The sequence below is a fragment of the Bacteroidales bacterium genome, from assembly GCA_016709865.1.
Lineage (GTDB): Bacteria > Bacteroidota > Bacteroidia > Bacteroidales > VadinHA17 > LD21.
Genome location: JADJLX010000005.1, coordinates 1,577,757 through 1,596,619, shown reverse-complemented (window position 1 = coordinate 1,596,619; position 18,863 = coordinate 1,577,757). Strand labels below are relative to the sequence as shown.

At 40.4% G+C, this 18,863-nt stretch carries 14 protein-coding genes; 9 read left to right on the top strand and 5 right to left on the bottom strand.

The features are described 5' to 3' along the window. Positions 1-222 precede the first annotated feature (222 nt). The gene (alaS, locus tag IPJ16_15025; GenBank protein MBK7628487.1) at positions 223-2,859 is read right to left on the bottom strand and encodes an alanine--tRNA ligase; all 2,637 of its coding nucleotides are present in this window, start codon (positions 2,857-2,859) and stop codon (positions 223-225) included. Positions 2,860-2,991: 132 nt separating this feature from the next. Between alaS and IPJ16_15020 the strand changes: the two genes are divergently transcribed. The 7 genes from IPJ16_15020 (at position 2,992) to IPJ16_14990 (ending at position 10,651) form a co-directional block, all read left to right on the top strand. Beyond that, positions 2,992-3,939 (top strand): M23 family metallopeptidase, encoded by a 948-nt coding sequence (locus tag IPJ16_15020; protein MBK7628486.1) that lies wholly within the window; start codon positions 2,992-2,994, stop codon positions 3,937-3,939. An 88-nt stretch (positions 3,940-4,027) separates the two neighbouring features. After that, the gene (locus tag IPJ16_15015) at positions 4,028-4,999 is read left to right on the top strand and encodes a M23 family metallopeptidase (GenBank protein ID MBK7628485.1); all 972 of its coding nucleotides are present in this window, start codon (positions 4,028-4,030) and stop codon (positions 4,997-4,999) included. A gap of 16 nt (positions 5,000-5,015) precedes the next feature. Further along, positions 5,016-6,113 (top strand): CapA family protein, encoded by a 1,098-nt coding sequence (locus IPJ16_15010; protein MBK7628484.1) that lies wholly within the window; start codon positions 5,016-5,018, stop codon positions 6,111-6,113. A gap of 5 nt (positions 6,114-6,118) precedes the next feature. Further along, on the top strand, positions 6,119-6,454 hold the full coding sequence (locus tag IPJ16_15005; GenBank protein ID MBK7628483.1) for a MerR family transcriptional regulator: 336 nt from the start codon (positions 6,119-6,121) through the stop codon (positions 6,452-6,454). Positions 6,455-6,584: 130 nt separating this feature from the next. Next, entirely contained in the window at positions 6,585-7,679 is a 1,095-nt protein-coding gene (locus IPJ16_15000) for a Nif3-like dinuclear metal center hexameric protein (protein MBK7628482.1), read from the top strand. 2 nt (positions 7,680-7,681) lie between these two features. Next, positions 7,682-8,446: a hypothetical protein gene (locus tag IPJ16_14995; protein ID MBK7628481.1), complete on the top strand. Its 765-nt coding sequence runs from the start codon at positions 7,682-7,684 to the stop codon at positions 8,444-8,446. Between the two features lie 195 nt (positions 8,447-8,641). Next, positions 8,642-10,651, top strand: a complete 2,010-nt coding sequence (locus IPJ16_14990; GenBank protein MBK7628480.1) for a urocanate hydratase — start codon at positions 8,642-8,644, stop codon at positions 10,649-10,651. Here IPJ16_14990 and IPJ16_14985 read toward each other — a convergent pair. From IPJ16_14985 to porU, 4 genes are all read right to left on the bottom strand, one after another. Further along, the gene (locus IPJ16_14985; GenBank protein MBK7628479.1) at positions 10,632-10,997 is read right to left on the bottom strand and encodes a CoA-binding protein; all 366 of its coding nucleotides are present in this window, start codon (positions 10,995-10,997) and stop codon (positions 10,632-10,634) included. The two genes, IPJ16_14990 and IPJ16_14985, sit on opposite strands and share 20 nt — an antisense overlap. 11 nt (positions 10,998-11,008) lie before the next feature. Next, positions 11,009-11,491 carry a 2-C-methyl-D-erythritol 2,4-cyclodiphosphate synthase gene (locus tag IPJ16_14980; GenBank protein MBK7628478.1) on the bottom strand — a complete coding sequence of 161 codons (483 nt, stop codon included), beginning with the start codon at positions 11,489-11,491 and terminating at the stop codon, positions 11,009-11,011. Further along, positions 11,488-12,654 carry a type IX secretion system outer membrane channel protein PorV gene (gene porV / locus IPJ16_14975; GenBank protein MBK7628477.1) on the bottom strand — a complete coding sequence of 389 codons (1,167 nt, stop codon included), beginning with the start codon at positions 12,652-12,654 and terminating at the stop codon, positions 11,488-11,490. The genes IPJ16_14980 and porV overlap by 4 nt, the downstream gene beginning before the upstream one ends. A 68-nt stretch (positions 12,655-12,722) precedes the next feature. Continuing rightward, the gene (porU, locus tag IPJ16_14970) at positions 12,723-16,145 is read right to left on the bottom strand and encodes a type IX secretion system sortase PorU (protein MBK7628476.1); all 3,423 of its coding nucleotides are present in this window, start codon (positions 16,143-16,145) and stop codon (positions 12,723-12,725) included. 124 nt (positions 16,146-16,269) lie between these two features. Here porU and IPJ16_14965 point away from each other — a divergent pair, with 124 nt between their 5' ends. Both IPJ16_14965 and IPJ16_14960 read left to right on the top strand, forming a co-directional pair. Continuing rightward, positions 16,270-17,232 (top strand): PorP/SprF family type IX secretion system membrane protein, encoded by a 963-nt coding sequence (locus tag IPJ16_14965; protein MBK7628475.1) that lies wholly within the window; start codon positions 16,270-16,272, stop codon positions 17,230-17,232. 84 nt (positions 17,233-17,316) lie between these two features. Then, a complete protein-coding gene (locus tag IPJ16_14960; protein ID MBK7628474.1) occupies positions 17,317-18,822 on the top strand; it encodes an SUMF1/EgtB/PvdO family nonheme iron enzyme in 1,506 nt (501 codons plus the stop codon). Positions 18,823-18,863: the final 41 nt, after the last annotated feature.

Below are 18,863 nucleotides of genomic sequence, written 5' to 3'. Positions count from 1 at the left end.
TTTGAAGGAGGGGTGGTCGGGATGATTGATTATCAGATTTTTAACGTATTTTATATCCCGACCGGGGTGGTTGATTTTAGTGAAATATCACATAATGCAAAAAGGTGATTGCAGTGATAATAATCAACCACCCCGGCCGCAAATTAGCTTTGCAAAAACAAACAAGCATTTTCCTGCGGCCACCCCTCCTTCAAAAGGAGGGGAAATGTATAAAGCATATATTCAATACTTTACATTCTTCAGATACTCCTCCGCTTTTTTAATGGCATTACCTATGCCCCCAGGGTTTTTCCCACCGGCCGTAGCAAGAAATGGCTGACCACCTCCGCCTCCGTTTATTTCTGCCGAAATTTCTCTGATGATTGTGACAGCATTCAGGTTTCTTTCCTTAACCAGATTGTCGCTGACCATTACCAGCAGATTGGCTTTACCGTTGTTTTCAGAGCCTAAAACGAGGACACTGTTTTCAGATGTGCTTCTGATCTGGTAAGCAATATTTTTCAGTATTTCTGCTGACTCAGCTTCAACTTTCCCTGAGATAAACCTGATTTTATTAATTGTTTCAGCCTTCTCAACAAGTTCATTGAGCATTATGGAAGTTGACTGTGCCTGGTATTTCTCAACACTCTTTCTGAGTGAGGCATTGTCAGCCAAAAGCCTTTCAACACTTTCTGTAACATTTCCTGTGCTCTTCAGAAGGATGGCAATTTCGTCGATCGTGTTTAATTTTTCATTTATGTATTCTTCAGCTTTTGAGGCAGTTACAGCTTCTATTCTTCTGATGCCTGAGGCTATAGCCCCTTCTGTTATTATTTTCACAATACCTATCGACCCGGTTGCTTCAACATGGGTTCCGCCGCATAATTCAACCGATTTTCCGAATTCCACAACTCTTACAGTATCGCCGTATTTTTCACCGAAGAGAGCCATGGCTCCCATAGATTTGGCTTTCTCCATTGTGACACCGTAAGTTACCTTACTGTCATGATTCTCCCTTACCATCCTGTTTACGATCTCTTCCACCTGTGCCAGTTCTTCCCTTGTAGGTTTGGAAAAGTGACTGTAATCGAACCTTAAGCGATCAGGAGTTACCAGCGAACCCTTTTGTTCCACGTGGTTTCCAAGGACAGACCTTAGTGCGAAATGCAGAAGGTGGGTGGCAGTATGATTATTAGCTGTCATCCGGCGCTTCTCTGTATCCACTGATGCCCTGAAAGTTACGGCGGCATCGGCTGGCAGTTGCACTGCCATGTGAATTATCAGGTTATTCTCCTTTACTGTATCTGTGATAATAATCTTCTCTTTACCGGAAGTAATCACACCCGTATCCCCTGTTTGTCCTCCCGATTCAGCATAAAAGGGAGTTTTATTGAATATTATCTGGTAACTCTCTTTCCCTTTTACTTTTACCGTGCGGTATCTGGTTATAAGAACATCATCTTCAGTTTTGTCGTAACCTGTGAATTCAGTTCCTTCAATATCACGTATTATAATCCAGTCAGCAGTTTCAACAGTAGCATCCTCTCTCGAACGTTCCTTCTGATTTTTCATCTCATCCTCAAATCCTTTTATGTCGAGATGCATATAGTTCTCTTTCAGAATCAGTTGTGTAAGATCAACAGGGAATCCGAAAGTGTCGTACATTTCAAAAGCAACCTTGCCGGGGAGAATATTTTTCTTCTCTTTTCTAAGGTCTGAAATCATCTTCTCAATCATTTTCAGTCCCTTCCCGAGTGTTTTCAGGAAAGCTGTTTCTTCTTCAAAGATGATCTTGGATATATGGTCTTTTCCGGCAACAAGTTCCGGATACTGATTCCCCATTGTTTCAGCAAGAACAGGAACGAGCTTATACATAAATGGTTCCTCGATTCCCAGATTATTGTATCCATATCTGACTGCACGGCGAAGAATCCTTCTTATAACATAGCCAGCCTTATTGTTTGAAGGAAGCTGTCCGTCGGCAATTGAAAACGAAACAGCCCTGAGGTGATCGGCTATAACCCTTAAGGCAATATCCCATTTCTCATTTTCGCCGTAAGGCTTTCCTGTTATTGTTGAGATCTCTTTAATTACAGACTGAAAAATGTCAGTTTCATAATTCGATTTTTTGCCCTGAATGACCATACAGAGCCTTTCAAATCCCATACCTGTATCTACATGTTTCGAAGGTAGTTGCTCAAGTATCCCGTCGGCTTTTCTATTGTACTGAATAAATACAAGATTCCATATTTCTATAACGTGGGGATGCCCTTTGTTTACAAGATCCTTACCGGATATTTTTTTCCTCTCTTCGTCATCCCTTATATCAACATGAATTTCAGAACATGGTCCGCATGGTCCTGATTCACCCATTTCCCAGAAGTTATCTTTTTTTGATCCTTCAATTATCTTGCCTGCAGGATTTGAAAAACACTTTTCCCAGTAACCATAGGCCTCATCATCGCGCGGAACATTATCTTCCCTGCTTCCTTCAAATATTGTTGCATAAAGTCTGTCTTCAGGTATTCCCAGCTTATCGACAAGCAGTTCCCACGCCCACTCAATGGCATCTTTTTTAAAATAGTCACCAAACGACCAGTTGCCAAGCATTTCAAACATGGTATGGTGATATGTATCATGTCCGACCTCTTCAAGATCGTTATGCTTCCCTGAAACACGAAGGCATTTCTGGGAATTTGCCACTCTTTTATTTATTGCCTGCTGGTTTCCCAGGAAGATATCTTTGAACTGATTCATCCCTGCATTAGTGAACATCAGAGTAGGGTCATTTTTTACAACCATCGGTGCCGATGGAACAATATTATGACCTTTTGATCTGAAAAAATCAAAAAACAAATCCCTCAGTTCCTGCGCTTTCATTTTGTTAATCATAGTGTTAAGTAAAATTACCTGATTTTTGGCTTGTAAAATTAATTTATTTGATTTAGATTTGTCGATTACCAAAATAAAAATTAAAAAAACTATTGCCTTTTGTTGCGAAACCGTAAATACGTGCTTGATTTATCTGATCTGCAGTATAAGCAGGTTAGGTTACCATGGAAGGCAAAGCTTTTGCGGTTTTTTCTCTGGTTTGCAGCAACTGTAGTTATTGCTGTTGTATATGGAGTTCTTTTTGAGAAGTATTATGGTTCTCCTAAAGAGAAAATGCTGACACAGCAGGTTGAAAACATGAAACTACAGTATTCTCTTATCGGACGTGAACTCGATAATTCCATAACCACACTAAACAGTTTCAGACTATCTGATGATGTTATGTATCGTCCCATCCTTGACCTTGATACACTTGCAGAATCATACAGAATGGCAGGTTATGGAGGTGTCGACAGGTTCAGGGATCTAAATGGTTACATGAATTCCTCTATGATTATTGCATACAGGGCAAAGATTGAAGAGATAAAAAATCTTTCAAGTGTTCAATCCGAATCATTTAATTATCTTCTCGAGAGCGCAACTGAATGGAAGAGGGAATTGGATCATATGCCCTCAATAAGCCCGGTAAGTGTTGAATTCAGGCTCGGAGACAAATTCGGATTCCGCGATATTCATCCGGTTCTCGGAACACCCCGGCCGCACTATGGCCAGGATTTTGAAGTTCCCTACGGAACCAAAGTATATGCAACAGGCGACGGGACAATTGTAGAATCGGGCTGGAACTCCGGTGGTTTTGGTAACCTTGTTGTTATCGATCATGGTTACGGTTTAAAATCATATTACGGCCATCTTAGCGAGATAACTGTTCCCAAGGGGATGAATATCAAAAGAGGCGAACTCATTGGACTAAGCGGCAGTACCGGACTTTCATCAGGCCCTCATCTTCATTACCAGATAGAAAAATTGGGTCAGCATACCAATCCTATTAATTTCTTTAATAATGACGTGACCTCCAAGGAATTTAATGAGATGATCCAGGAGTTCTCGGCAAAATCCAATTTCAGGTAATTCATTCTTTTATCTTTTTATCTCTTCATAACCTTCAATATTCACCAGAGGTTTCATTTTTTACAGAATTGATTATCTTTGCCATGTTATGCCAAGAACAAAGTATAAATTTAATCCTGAATCACTAAGTTTCGACAGAGTCAGACTTGGGGTCAGGGCTTTGTTATTCAGAACACTGGCTTATCTTGTCGGTTCTGTAATTATTGCCCTGATCTACTGGGTTATTTTTGCTTCCTTTTTTGATTCTCCGAAGGAAAAAGCACTAAAGAGGGAGGTTGAACAACTTGCTATTCAGTATGATCTCATTCAGAGGGATATGGCTAATATTGAGAATGTTCTCGACGGACTTCAGAAAACCGACGATAATCTTTACCGGACAATTTTTGAAGCTGAACCTATCCCTGCAACCCTGCGCGACGGTGGAGTAGGCGGAGTAAACAGGTATAAATCATTGGAAGGCTATTCTAATTCGAAACTTGTAATTGAAACAGCAACCAGGCTCGATAAAATAAGGAAGAAAGTCTATATTCAGTCCAAATCATTTGATGATCTGATATCCCTGGCATCAAGGAAAGAAGAGATGCTCAGATCAGTCCCTGCTATAATTCCAATTTCGAATAAAGATCTTAAAAGAACTGCTTCCGGTTTCGGAAGAAGGATTCACCCAATATATAAAATCATAAAATTCCATTACGGAATGGATTTCACTGCTCCAGAGGGAACTGATGTTTATGCAACAGGTAACGGAACAGTTGTTGCACGTGTTATTTCGCAACGCGGACTTGGGAAACACATTATTATAGATCATGGTTTCGGGTATACAAGCATTTACGCTCATCTGAATGATTTTAATGTAAGGGTGGGACAGAAGGTTCAGAGAGGCGATATAATTGGTTATGTTGGAAGTACAGGACAGTCTGTTGCTAATCATCTTCATTACGAAATAAAACTGAACGGTGTTAATGTTGATCCGGTAAATTATTATTTTGAAGATCTGTCAGCCGCTGAATATGAAAGAATGATTGAGATTGCTTCCAAAACCGGTCAGTCTTTTGATTAGCCATTTTATTACTATTATGAAGATACCGGTTCGGTTAATTCTGCCACTCTCCTTATTATTTGTTTTCCCATTAATTACTTATCCGGCAGGAAAAGTTAATTCATTTCTTCCGGAATATCAGGATACAGCGATTAGCAAAAGAGAAGTAGTAATTACAGGGGTTGGCGACATAATGCTTGGTTCTTCATTCCCCTCAGTAAAATTTCTTCCGCCCCGGGATAATCCATTTCTTCTATTAGAAAGTGTAGCCGATACACTTATTTCATCTGACATTACTTTCGGTAACCTTGAGGGTTCATTTCTGAACAACGGTGAGGCTGCCAAAAAGTGCAGGGATACAACATTGTGTTATCTTTTCAGAATGCCGGAACGATATATATCAGCTCTTACTTCAACAGGGTTTGATATGCTGAGCCTTGCAAATAACCACTTTGGGGATTTCGGGCAGCCATCCAGAATCAGGACAAAAGAGATTCTTGATTCAGTCGGGATAGTTTATGCCGGATTGCAGGAGCATCCATGGTCCATTCTGAAGAAAGATTCTCTTCTCTATGGCTTCTGCGCCTTTGCGCCAAATGCAGGAACTGTGAATATTAATGAATATTTGAAAGCCGGTGAGATAGTCAGAATGCTGGCCGATACATGCGATATTGTAATAGTATCTTTTCATGGAGGGGCTGAAGGGGCTGAATTTCAGAATGTCACGAGAACAGATGAGATATTTCATGGTGAAAACAGGGGAAATGTTTATAAATTTGCTCACTTTGTGATTGATAACGGGGCTGATGTGGTTTTTGGGCATGGCCCTCATGTAACGCGTGCAATTGAGGTTTATAATGAACGCTTCATAAGCTATAGTCTTGGTAATTTCTGTACATATGGAAGGTTTAATCTTGCAGGACCAAACGGTCTGGCACCAATAATGAAAATCAAAACAGACATATCAGGAAGGTTTTTATCGGGTAAGATTATTCCGGTGTATCAGCCATGGCCGGGAGGAGTTAAATATGATTCAAACGGAAGTGTTATCAGGAAGATCCGCGATCTGACTGCAGCTGATTTCCCGGAGAGTGTAATCAGTATTTCGGAAAAAGGTGAAATAACTTATAAATAGTTGCTATGCCATACAAGGAAAAAAAGATCGAAAAGCTCTATTATTCTATTGGAGAAGTAGCAGAAATGCTTGAAGTACCGGTATCTACTGTCAGGTTCTGGGAGAATGAATTTGATGTTCTGAAGCCGATGAAAAACAAAAAGGGCAACAGGTTGTTTACTCCGGCCGACATTAAAAACCTCAGGATCATTCATCATCTTGTAAAAGAGGAGGGAATGACACTCTCTGGAGCAAAAAAACGACTGGCTGAAAAGTGGGCGGAAACTGAGTATAAATTCGAGATCAATGAGTCTTTGCAGAAAATCAAAGCCATGCTTCTCGATATCCGGGATGGAGTTTAATAAACTCTGTGTAACTCTGTGCATCCTCAGTGAAACTCTGTGACAGTTCTTTTTTTTGTTACACAGAGAGACACAGAGGCCTTCGGCAAGCTTCGGCTGGCATAGAGTTGCACAGAGAAAAGAAACAAATATGAAACTAAAAGAAATTTGTTCATACCTCGATTCGGAAGTGCCATTGTCATTTCAGGAAAGTTATGACAATTCAGGTCTTCAGATTGGAAAAGCAGATACAGAAATAACTTCCGCATTAATTGCTCTTGACGTTACCGAAGAAGTTATCGATGAGGCAATTAATAGTAATTGTAATCTAGTCGTTTCACACCATCCACTGTTATTCGGAGGTATTAAAAAAATCAGCGACTCATCTCTTGTCGGGAGAATTATCTACAAATGCACCGATAACGGTATTGCTGTTTATTCTGCTCACACAAACCTTGACATTTTTCATAATGGTGTCAGCAGAAAGATGGCTGAAAAGCTGGAGCTTAAAGATATTAAGGTCCTCTCTCCACTGGAACACAGGCTTCTGAAGCTGGTTACATATATTCCTGTGTCACATTTGGATAGGGTAAGGGCTGCGCTTTTTGAAGCAGGTGCCGGTGTTATAGGCAACTACGACCAATGCGGTTTCGTTACAGACGGTACCGGGAGTTTCAGAGGAAATGAATCTGCAAATCCTTTTGCCGGTAAAAAGGGTGAAATGCATCTTGAAAATGAAAGCAGGTTTGAAACAATATTATTCTCGCATCTTAAAGAAAAGGTAGTCAGGGCTCTTCTTGCTGCACATCCATATGAGGAGGTGGCATACGATTTATATGAACTGGAAAATAAATTCTATGGTGCAGGGTTGGGATGTACAGGTGATTTTTCTGAACCGATTGGAGAGAATGAGCTTCTGAAACTGATCTCCTCTGTTTTTGAAATAAAAGGCGTCAGATTCTCAAAACTTACAGGAAAGAAGATCAGAAAGGTTGCTTTATGCGGAGGTTCAGGAGTATCACTACTTCCTGTTGCAATTGCTTCCGGAGCCGATGTTTTTATTACTGCAGATATAAAATATCATAATTTTTTTGATGCTGATAATAAGATTCTGCTTGTGGATGCCGGCCATTTTGAGACTGAAAAATTCTCATCAGAAATTTTAAAAGACCTAATTAAGAAAAAATTCCCTAAATTTGCAGTCCGGTTTTCAGAAACAAATACGAATCCGATAAATTATTTGTAAAGATGGAAAAAGCAAAAGCACATGAATCTGAAATTTCTGTTGAAGAGAGATTAAGAGCATTATTTAGTTTACAGTTGGTTGATTCAGAGATTGATAAGATCAAAACACTCAGAGGTGAACTGCCTCTTGAAGTGCAGGATCTTGAGGATGAGATAGCAGGTTTGGAGACACGTTTGGGCAATCTGAAGGAAGAGGTGGTTAACCTTGAAAAATCGGTTTCTAAGAAGTTAAATGAGATAACCGATTCTGAGGCTCTCATAAAAAAATATGAAGAACAGCAGAAAAATGTAAGAAATAACAGGGAATTTGATTCACTGTCAAAAGAGATTGAATACCAGAATCTGGAGATCGAATTATATAACAAGAAAATAAAGGAGTTTAATTTCCTGATAGATGAGAAAAAACTTGTTATTGCAGATTCTGAAGTAACTCTTGCTGACCGTAAGTCTGATCTCGAGAACAAGAAATCAGAACTTGATGAGATTATCTCTGATACACAGAAAGAGGAGGAAGGCCTTTATAAAAAATCCGAAAAAGTGGAAGCTATTATCGAAGAGAGACTTCTTACTGCTTACAAGCGTATACGTTCAAATGCACGTAACGGTCTGGCAGTTGTTTCTGTTCAGAGGGATGCCTGCGGAGGTTGCTTTAACCAGATACCCCCACAGAGACAGCTCGATATTAAATCAAGAAAGAAAATTATTGTGTGTGAATATTGCGGCCGTATTCTCGTTGATGATGAGATAATTAAAGAGGGTCATTTATAACAGACCGATGAAATAAAGAAAGCTGACTCAATACGGGTCAGCTTTTTTGTTTCGGAGACCTCATCCCCCGGCCCCTTCTCCCGGGGGAGAAGGGGAGCAATCACCTGATACGGATTTCAGCCCCTCCCTCCTGGGGGAGGGGTTGGGGAGAGGCAAAAAAAATCTTAACTTTACAATATTATCATTCGCATTATAATGACCACTCCCGAGTTTCAAAAACTTATTTCAAAGGGGATACCAGAAGTGCTCCCTGATCCAAAACCATTCGATAAAAGTCTGAATCATGCTCCAAAAAGAAAGGATATATTGTCACATTCCGAAAAGATTCTGGCAATAAAAAATGCACTCAGATACTTTCCTGTAAGATTTCATAAGGTTCTGGCAGAGGAATTTGCAGTGGAACTGGAAACTTACGGGCGTATATATATGTACAGGTTCAGACCTGATTACACAATAAAGGCCCGTCATCTCGAAGAGTTTCCCCACAGATCGAAAAGCGCGGCAGCAATCATGATTATGATCTCTAATAACCTTGATAACGAAGTAGCACAACATCCGCATGAGCTTATTACATATGGTGGGAATGGCGCTGTTTTTCAGAATTGGGCGCAATATCTTCTGACAATGAAGTATCTCTCTGAAATGACTGATGAACAGACTCTTGTAATGTATTCAGGTCATCCGCTCGGACTCTTTCCTTCATTTAAAAATTCACCCCGAGTTGTTGTAACCAATGGTATGGTGATACCAAATTATTCAGCCCAGGACGATTGGGAGAAGTTTAACGCTCTCGGTGTTTCACAGTACGGACAGATGACTGCCGGTTCGTATATGTATATAGGCCCTCAGGGGATAGTTCACGGTACAACAATTACTATTCTTAATGCCGGCAGGCTGATAAGCAGTAATCCGAATGATCTGAAAGGAAGGCTTTTCCTGTCATCCGGATTGGGAGGAATGTCAGGTGCTCAGCCTAAGGCTGCTTCAATAGCAGGGATCATCTCTGTTGTGGCTGAGGTAAATCAGAAGGTTATTCAAATCAGACATTCCCAGGGCTGGGTAGATGAGGTGTATTCAGATATTGGTAAACTTACCGACAGGGTAAATCAGGCAAAGAAGAACAATGAAATTGTTTCACTGGCATATCATGGAAACATTGTTGATGTGTGGGAGAAATTTGCAGACGAAAATATATATGTTGACCTGGGATCAGACCAGACTTCGCTTCATAACCCATGGTCGGGAGGTTATTATCCTGCCGGAATAAGCTTTGAGGAATCCAACAGGCTGATGTCAGCTGAACCTGACAGATTCAGGGAGCTGGTGTGTGAGTCGCTGAGAAGACAGATAGCTGCCATTAACAGACATACTGCCAGGGGAACATATTTTTTTGATTATGGCAATGCATTTCTGCTTGAGGTTTCCAGGGCTGGCGGTGATGTTATGAAACCAGATGGAGAGTTCAGATATCCTTCTTATGTTCAGGATATTATGGGGCCAATGTGTTTCGATTATGGTTTTGGACCTTTCAGATGGGTCTGCTGCTCAAATGATCCTGCTGATCTGGCTGTTACTGATACTATAGCCACTGAGGTTCTTACTGAATTAATCGAAAGATCTCCTGAACTGATCAGACAGCAGATGGCTGATAATATACACTGGATTAAAGAGGCTGCAAAAAATAAACTGGTGGTTGGTTCACAGGCACGAATTTTATATGCTGATGCAGAAGGCAGGGCTGCTATTGCTTCAGCTTTTAACAGTGCTATTGCCAAAGGAAAAATATCCGCACCTGTGGTTATTGGACGCGATCATCACGATGTGTCAGGAACAGATTCACCATACAGAGAGACATCCAATATCTATGATGGTTCAAAATTTACAGCTGATATGGCAGTACAGAATGTCATCGGTGATTCATTCCGGGGGGCAACATGGGTTTCATTGCACAATGGAGGAGGAGTAGGCTGGGGAGAAGTTATAAATGGGGGCTTTGGATTAGTGCTCGATGGAAGCAGTGAAACTGATGATAAGCTTAAGATGATGCTCCACTGGGACGTTAACAATGGAATTGCCCGCCGGAGCTGGGCCCGTAACGATGAAGCTATGTTTGCTATTAAGAGGGAGATGGGGAGAACCCCGGGACTAAGGGTAACTGTACCTTATGTTGCTGACGATGAATTAATCAAAACTTTCCTGTATTAAGCATCACCAGCATACAATCTTCAACAACTTCAATACCTTTCTTCCTGGCTGTTTCAGCAAGTTCCGGATTTGAAGTTCCCGGATTAAATATTATTCTTTTTGGGGTAAGTGAAAGAATATAATCGTAAAACTCTTTCTGATTTTTTGCATTCATGTACACTGTTATGGTATGTACACTTCCTAAATCGGCTGGCATACCTTTTCTTATCTGCAGATTACCAAGATCGACATCTCTTCTGCCAATAGCAATAACGGGAATATTTCTCCTCTGCAGACTTCTGATGGCCTTATATGCGAATCTGTCAGGATTCGGACTTGCTCCAAGTACCAAAGTAGTTTTCTCCATTATAATCTATCTTAAGTCTGGCGGTTAAGCAATACAACGGCGAGTGCAACTACTCCCTCTTCACGTCCGGTGAATCCAAGCTTTTCAGTTGTGGTAGCCTTAATTGTAATATTTTCAGCATCTGTATTAACGATAGCAGAGATTGTGCTTCTCATTTCCTCAATAAATGGAGAGATTTTTGGATTCTCAAGGCAAACCGTACCATCTATATTAACGACGCTGAATCCTTTTGCTTTTATCAGATCGAATGTCCTTTTGAGTATGATTTTGCTGTCGATACCTTTAAACTCTGCGCTTGAATCAGGAAAATAAAATCCTATATCTCTTAAACCGGCAGCACCCAGAAGTGCATCACATATAGAATGAAGAAGGACATCTCCGTCGGAGTGGGCAACACATCCCTTTGAAGCAGGTATTTGTACTCCTCCCAGCCAAAGGTTTAATCCTTTTTCAAGTCTGTGAAAATCGATTCCCTGGCCAATTCTGATATTCATCCCTTTGATCTGCCTGCGTTTCTCAAAGCATTAAAGTCGAATGCGAGGGAAAACCTCAGAGTACGTGCGAGAGGATGATTTTGAGTGAGTGGCATCAGGTAGGAGAAATCTATTGTGAATATCTTAAGTCTGAAACCTGCACCTGCAGTAAAATATTTTCTGTTTCCCTTTGTTTCATTCTCATGAAAATATCCGCCTCTGATAGCAAACTGACTGTTGTACCAGTACTCAACTCCATATGAATATGTCAGCTCATGGAGTTCCTCTTTAAAACCGCCCGGAGCATCAATAAATGACTGGAATATAGCTACAGGGACAGCTACATTGGGATCTTTCCCTGCAATAATACTATCTGCATTTGATGTGCTATACTGGGGTGTTGTAGGTACCAGAAGTTTATTTATGTCAAAGGAAACACTGATTTTATTATACTGATCAAGTTCAATTGTACCTGAACTGCCTATCCGCAAATTCATTGGAATAAAATCAGAAGTCTGAGCATCAGAGTAACTCATTTTTGAACCGATATTGGAAAAAATAAGTCCGAATGCCAGTTGTCCGTCTTTACTGAGAATTGTAACATCCTTATTATAATAACCTGAAATATCGGCAGCAAATGAAGTACCTGGTTTTGTATCTTCACCTCCTGCGGAAAAACCACTTGTGAGGTTTGAATAAATAAATCTGAAAGCAAGTCCTCCTGAAAGATTTTCTGCAAAGACCCTTGAATATCCGGCGTCAATGGCAAATTCATTAGGATTAATATCCCGCAGCGGATTTCCCCATTCATCTGTTAGCGGTACAAGTCCGAGTGATGAATATATTAAGCTTCCGCTAACTACCTGTTTGTCGTCAATCCTCTTATATCCGGTCAGATAAGCAATATTTATATCAGGAACAAGGTTCCTCAGCCATGGAGAATAGGATACTCCCACACCGCCTTCGCCGTCGATAAAAGCAAATTTTGCAGGATTCCAGTGCATGCTGTAAACATCAGGTGATGTTGCAGCACCTACGTCACCCATACCTCCTGAACGGGAATCAGGAGCAATAGTAAGGAAGGGTACAACAGTCTGTATTGCATTCAGATCCTGAGAGAAGAGTACCGTCTTGCCCGATAGGGCCACGAGTAATAATAATATAATAGCTAACTTTTTCTTCATGCCTGTAATTAAGATTCTACGATTGTGCAAATATAAAACAAATTTTCGCCCGAAATATTGTGTAACTGTCACAAAATGATCATACGACCTGAGGCCCTTGCTGTTTCACCGGTACCTTCCGATACTTTAATAGTAACTGAATAGGGATAAATTCCCTTTCCCACTCTTCTTCCGCTGTCATCGTTTCCGTCCCAGGTGACCGGAGGGATTGAGTAGCCGGTTGATGGCACCCTTGTTTTAATAATTTTTATTATGCGTCCGCTGAGATTAAAGATATTTATTGTGACCTCCAACTCAGTGTCAGGCCTGTTATGCTCTCCGGTAATATTTGTCTCGGTGAAGAAAGGGTTTGGATAATTGATAAGATTTTTAAGAATGAATTTATCTTCAGATTCCACAAAGAAAGAAATCGTCTGTTCAGAAGAGTTATTGAAGTTATCCCATGCCTTGACAGTTATTGAATGGCTTCCCATGCTAAGATCAGTGAGATTATAAGAAATCGTACCCCTCGAATAATTATCAAAATCATTTGTATAATAGTTATTTAGAACAATAGGCAGTGTTACCTCTTTATCAAGGAAACCAGTTATATCATGACCAATTCCCGATCCTGAAGTATTTATTCCACCCTTATCTTCTATTATCGCAAGTAGCCTCGGATTTTTGTCAGTGATTCCGCCGTTTCTGAAGAGAGTATCGTTGAGAAACAGCCTTATCACCGGACCAGATGTATCGAAGACGGCTGTGCTTGAAAATCCTCCGACTATAATATTATTGAAACTACCGTTCATATCTTCATTATTTTCATTGGCATAGTAGCTGATCTTACCATTCCCGAAAGTATAGTTAATATCTCTTGGAACTATAAAAGTAAAGCTGAACTTTCCGTTTCTGGCTCTTGTTTTGCCGCTAAAAATAATACTGTTCCTGAGATTGAATTCCAAAGTCTGTCCACCGTCATTGGCAAGAGTTTTTATCTTACTCTCTTTATCATATACCTGTGGTGAGACTACTCCGTTAAAGGAGTTCATATGTACTCCGTTTTTATCTTCTATATGTCCTGAAATTGTCACAACGGACAAGGCTTTCAGGCTATCTGTTTTTTCTGTAACCGACACATTATTAACAGAATCGGTTATTATTTTGCCATGCCACGGATAAGCCAGGGTGAGTGCAGGATCGCCAAGGAGTGTAAAATTCCTCTTATTCGGACCGCTCCCTGATTTGTTTTTAGCAATCCTTATAATATCACCCAGTGTGAGGGCATTCCCGTCTTCATCACGGCTGAATGCATAATTGAAAATATTCCTGTTCAGAAAGAAATTCGGTGCAGAGTAAACAACCCTTGTTGTAGACATAAGTGCTATTGCACCTCCTTCTTTATTCAGAAGCACCATTTCACCTGCAGATGTTTTTCCGAAAAGCTCATGTGTAGCAACATTCATCTCTGCATCGTCGAATCTGCTGAACTCACATGTGGCAGTAATGAACAGCGGCAGTTTTCCTCCGTTCTTCCATGAATTAATATCTTCAGGTTTGATAACCCCCTCATGGGCAAGACCACCTTCTCCTCCATGACCCACATAGTTGAAAATTAGGCAACCGTTATTTATTCTGGCGGTAATTGCTTTATTTACATCCGGATAAGACTGTCCCCCAACATTTGTTGTCTGTTTAAATGCATCAAGGTAGATTTTATCAATATTATATTCAGGAACGCTGTCTTTCAGTACACTGGCAAGTCCTTCAGCATCTGACATATGTGCATTGCCATCCTCGTCATCTGCAGTTATGCATATTATGTTTTTCCAGTCACCCATGTTAACCGGATCGAGGTATTTCTTAATTTTTGAAATAATTATTCCAGCCTGGGCAGTATCAGAAACAGGCATCCTCCCGATGCCAATATCCTCAGTTCCGTCTGCTTCACCTTCTCCGTCTTCAAGTAATCCGTAAAAGTCATCAGATGTGAATGAATTGACAACAACATTTGAATTTTGCGACTGGTATGTCGGAATAAAATTCGGGTTACCGGGAGGAAGCGTCTTGTTTTCGTACGAGCCATCACCAAACAGCAGCAGATATTTGAGAGGATGATCAGTTCCGGATTGTTTTATGTACTTCATCCTTACATAGTTCCTGATTGCAGCAATATCCGGTATACCTCCCGAGAATTCATTGTAAATCTGAACTGGAGTAACAATTTGTGAGATCAGACCACTGTTTGCGAAGTGAATTTCTGCCAGCTTTTCTGCGTGCGATTTGAACAGGGGATGAGTAACTATAATCATGTCAGCAGATTCAGAGCCATGAAGATTCTGGTTCGGAATAGCAGCTGTTTTTATTACAGGAACTGAAGCATTTGAAAGAGTAAACGCAACGAATGATTTTAATGAATCGCTGAGTGATTTAAATGTAATATTATCTCCTGTTTTTGTAAACAATACCTGTTTAGGATTTTCCGGATCTGAAATGTCCCATATCAAAGCATCATTTATCTGGCTTTTAATTGAATAACTGGTTATACCACCTGGTGCAACGGATCTTGAATCGCTGTATTGCACCAGCTTCCCCGTAAATGAATTTGTTCTTCTGCCTTTGAGCTGAACAAAATCGACCCATCCCTTCGCACCAGGTTCGCTGTTACCTGAGAACCTTAACTGCAGAACAGGTGCAGCCGAAGAAGGCAAAAATGAACCTGTATCAGATACTATCTGTGCCTGGATACCTGTATAATTATAAAGGTTTATACCGGGTACCTGAATGCTTTTTTTAAGCGAACCCCCGTCATAAAGTCTGAATGTTGTTGTTGTTCCTGCCCTGGCAGCTACTCTGATTTTATATTTTAAACGGCTGGTAGTACTTATTTCGGAAAATCCGGGGTTAATATCAAGATCCAGTATCTGTTGAAACCACTCCCTTCCGGATTTAAGCAGGTTTTCATTTTCAATCTCATGAATATATAAAGCATCAGACAGTGAAGAGATAAACGTAGCAGCCTGGGTTGGTTCCTGAAGAGTTATTATTCTCTTGCCCTGAGTAGTTGCAGACGATGTAATAAAATAATAAGCTGTATCTGAATAATTATGACGGAGAAAATCGTAATCTTTTAATTTTTCATTATAGGTCCATCGGTGGGTACCTTTTCCGAAGAACAACAGATAATCTCCCTCATTGAATATGCCGTCAGATCCTGTAGATGTATATACCGGGATCTCTTTAAGGTCGTCAGCAGCAGGATCATTATTATAATACGATAACTGTCCGGAATTGTTACAATAAAGCCGCGGATTCGATGGATTCAACAGCCCCAGCTGTTTCAGCCTGGAATAATCAATTCTGTAAATCCCGTCCGACAAAACTGCAATCCTGTACCATTGCCCTGAGGATAAGACTGATGATGAGGCATAGTTCTGGCCTGATTTCTGTCCGCTAAGACCAGAGACAAAAACAAACAGGTAAATAAGTGATATTGAAACTATTTTTTTCATTCTTCCTGACAAAGATAGAAATGTGCTTTTTCTTTGCTAACTTATTTTGTTTTTTTGCATAATCAACGGGATGATAATAATAACGGATTCATAACGTTGATATTGCAGTTTACCCGTGGTGTTCATGAGACTAATTAGTATTATCACTCTTTTTGTTGTTTTCTCTCTCTTCTGCAAGGGGCAGGATAGTGAGTCAGGTCCTGGTTATCAGCTGATTCTTATGAACAACCCTGCACTTTCCGGCAGTGAAGGCGACGGAGTAATAAGGTTGTCGTATAATAATTACTTCCCCGGTAACAGTTATAATCTTCATTCAGTTATTGTTTCATACGATTCTTATTTACCATCGCTTCACGGAGGAGTTGGAATCTATTTGTCTGATGATTTTATGTGTGGTATAGCCAACGAAATGAGAGGAGGAGTTTCATATTCATACTATTTGCAGGCTGGAAAAGACCTCTTCATAAATGCAGGACTTTCGGCTTCAGTATTTCATCGGGGTTTTAATTTCAATGGTGCAATACTGCCCGATCAGATTGATCCGCTTGGAGGAGTTATTTACCCAACAGGTGATGTTATGACTAATACCGGAAAGTCGGTATTTGATATCGGAGCAGGATTTCTAATTATGACAGGTAAGCTTACCGGCGGTATTTCGGTAAGTCATCTTGCTGAGCCTGATCTTTCAGAAAATTTAAGTCATGATGAAAAACTTAAGAGGAAACTTCTCCTTCACGTTTTATATGATATTAACCTTGGTAATTCAGATAATGTTAAACTCAGACCACTCGGATACATTGTGATGCAGGGAGGATATTTATCTGCGGGAGCAGGAACTGTTTTTGAAAGTAATTATTTGTCATTCAATGCATTATTATTAGATGATAATTGGGATAATATAAATATGCAGACAGGGTTTTCGGTAAAAGCAGGCAGAATGAGTGTATATTACAATTATCGTTTTAATATTTCATCAGGAAATAATATGATGCCTTTCTCACTTCTTCATCAGACAGGATTGGCATTCAGTTTAAATAATGTTGATAAAAGAAAAACAATTAAAACAATAAATTTTCCTAAATTGTAGTTATATTTGGGCATCAAAAAAAGATTGTTTTAGTAAAAAATGCTATATTTGAGTATTCTTAAAAGCCATAAAACTAAAGGAGTTATGTATAAATTCAGAGCCTTACCAATTGTTTTAATTTCTGTTTTACTATTCACATCCTGTATATTCAAGAAAAAGGGAGGCGGGAATGAGAATGTCTCTACCGCAACAGGCTGGGAATATAATAATCCTGACAATGGCGGGTTTGAGGTCACTCTCGGAGCAGATCAGAAAACAGGTCCTGGTCTTGTACTTATTGAAGGTGGCCGCTTTACAATGGGCCAGGTACAGCAGGATGTTATGTTCGACTGGAACAACAAACCCAGAACTGTAACTGTATCATCTTTTTACATGGACGAGACGGAAGTTAAGAATATCGACTACCGTGAATACCTTTTCTGGCTGCGCAGGGTTTACAAAGATTATCCTGAAGTTTTCAGAAGAGCACTACCTGACACTTTAGTCTGGAGAAGTCCGATGGGTTTCAACGATCCTTATGTTCAGTACTATTTCAGACACCCGTCATATAATAACTATCCCGTTGTTGGAGTAAGCTGGTTAAAAGCTAATGACTTCTGCCTATGGAGAACTGACAGGGTAAATGAGCAGATTCTGATTGATGAGGGTGAACTAAATCCCGATCCAAACCAGTTAAATGATAAAAACTTTAATACCGAAGCATATCTTGCAGGTCTGTATGAAGGAGTTGTGAATCAGCTTCGTGAGAGTCTCAATCCGAATCAGACTGAACGCAGAACCAACTTCGAGGATGGAGTGCTCCTTCCAAGCTACAGGCTCCCCACGGAAGCTGAATGGGAATTTGCAGCATACGCACTCAGGGGAAATACTTTCGAGGAAAGAGTTTATGAAAGAAGAATTTATCCATGGGATGGAGAAGTTGTCAGAAACGCCGACCCGAAAGTACGTGGTGAGATGATGGCAAACTTTGTTCGTGGCAGAGGCGACCTAATGGGTGTTGCAGGAAGCCTGAACGATAACGGAAGTATTACAGTTGATGTTAAATCATACTGGCCAAACGATTACGGTCTCTATTGCATGGCAGGAAACGTAAATGAATGGGTGCAGGATGTTTATCGTCCGCTTACCTCGGAAGATGTTGATGGCTTTAACCCTTTCAGGGGCAACGTATACACAGATGTCAGAAGAGATGCAAACGGAACAGTAGTTGGGAAAGATAAACTAGGAAGACTATATATTGATACTGTAAAAGATGCCGACGTAGCAAACAGATATAATTACCAGAAAGGTGATTACAGAAACTACAGGGACGGTGACCTTCAGTCAGCTATCGTTGGCGGCGCAGACTGGACAGTTGAAGACGGTAAGAAAGGTTCACTCAGGATGTATTCACAGGACCTTACCCCGGGGAGTCAGGATTTTGTTACTCTCCTCAATGATAATGCACGAGTATACAAAGGCGGATCATGGAAAGACAGGGCATACTGGCTAAACCCGGCAACAAGAAGATTCCTAGATCAGGAAGAATCACGTGACGATATCGGGTTCAGATGTGCAATGATCAGGGTAGGAAGTCCGTCCGGATTATAAAAGAAAAAGTTCTCTGAAAATACAGCCTCATTATGTTGAAT

Bases quoted from the DNA above. Each gene is read 5' to 3' on its own strand.
- IPJ16_14990 (MBK7628480.1), top strand. From the start codon at position 8,642: ATGACCACTCCCGAGTTTCAAAAACTTATTTCAAAGGGGATACCAGAA.
- IPJ16_14965 (MBK7628475.1), top strand. From the start codon at position 16,270: ATGAGACTAATTAGTATTATCACTCTTTTTGTTGTTTTCTCTCTCTTC.
- IPJ16_14980 (MBK7628478.1), bottom strand. From the start codon at position 11,491: ATGAATATCAGAATTGGCCAGGGAATCGATTTTCACAGACTTGAAAAA.
- porV (MBK7628477.1), bottom strand. From the start codon at position 12,654: ATGAAGAAAAAGTTAGCTATTATATTATTATTACTCGTGGCCCTATCG.
- IPJ16_15000 (MBK7628482.1), top strand. From the start codon at position 6,585: ATGAAACTAAAAGAAATTTGTTCATACCTCGATTCGGAAGTGCCATTG.
- IPJ16_15015 (MBK7628485.1), top strand. From the start codon at position 4,028: ATGCCAAGAACAAAGTATAAATTTAATCCTGAATCACTAAGTTTCGAC.
- IPJ16_14985 (MBK7628479.1), bottom strand. From the start codon at position 10,997: ATGGAGAAAACTACTTTGGTACTTGGAGCAAGTCCGAATCCTGACAGA.
- IPJ16_14960 (MBK7628474.1), top strand. From the start codon at position 17,317: ATGTATAAATTCAGAGCCTTACCAATTGTTTTAATTTCTGTTTTACTA.
- porU (MBK7628476.1), bottom strand. From the start codon at position 16,145: ATGAAAAAAATAGTTTCAATATCACTTATTTACCTGTTTGTTTTTGTC.
- alaS (MBK7628487.1), bottom strand. From the start codon at position 2,859: ATGAAAGCGCAGGAACTGAGGGATTTGTTTTTTGATTTTTTCAGATCA.
- IPJ16_15010 (MBK7628484.1), top strand. From the start codon at position 5,016: ATGAAGATACCGGTTCGGTTAATTCTGCCACTCTCCTTATTATTTGTT.
- IPJ16_14995 (MBK7628481.1), top strand. From the start codon at position 7,682: ATGGAAAAAGCAAAAGCACATGAATCTGAAATTTCTGTTGAAGAGAGA.
- IPJ16_15005 (MBK7628483.1), top strand. From the start codon at position 6,119: ATGCCATACAAGGAAAAAAAGATCGAAAAGCTCTATTATTCTATTGGA.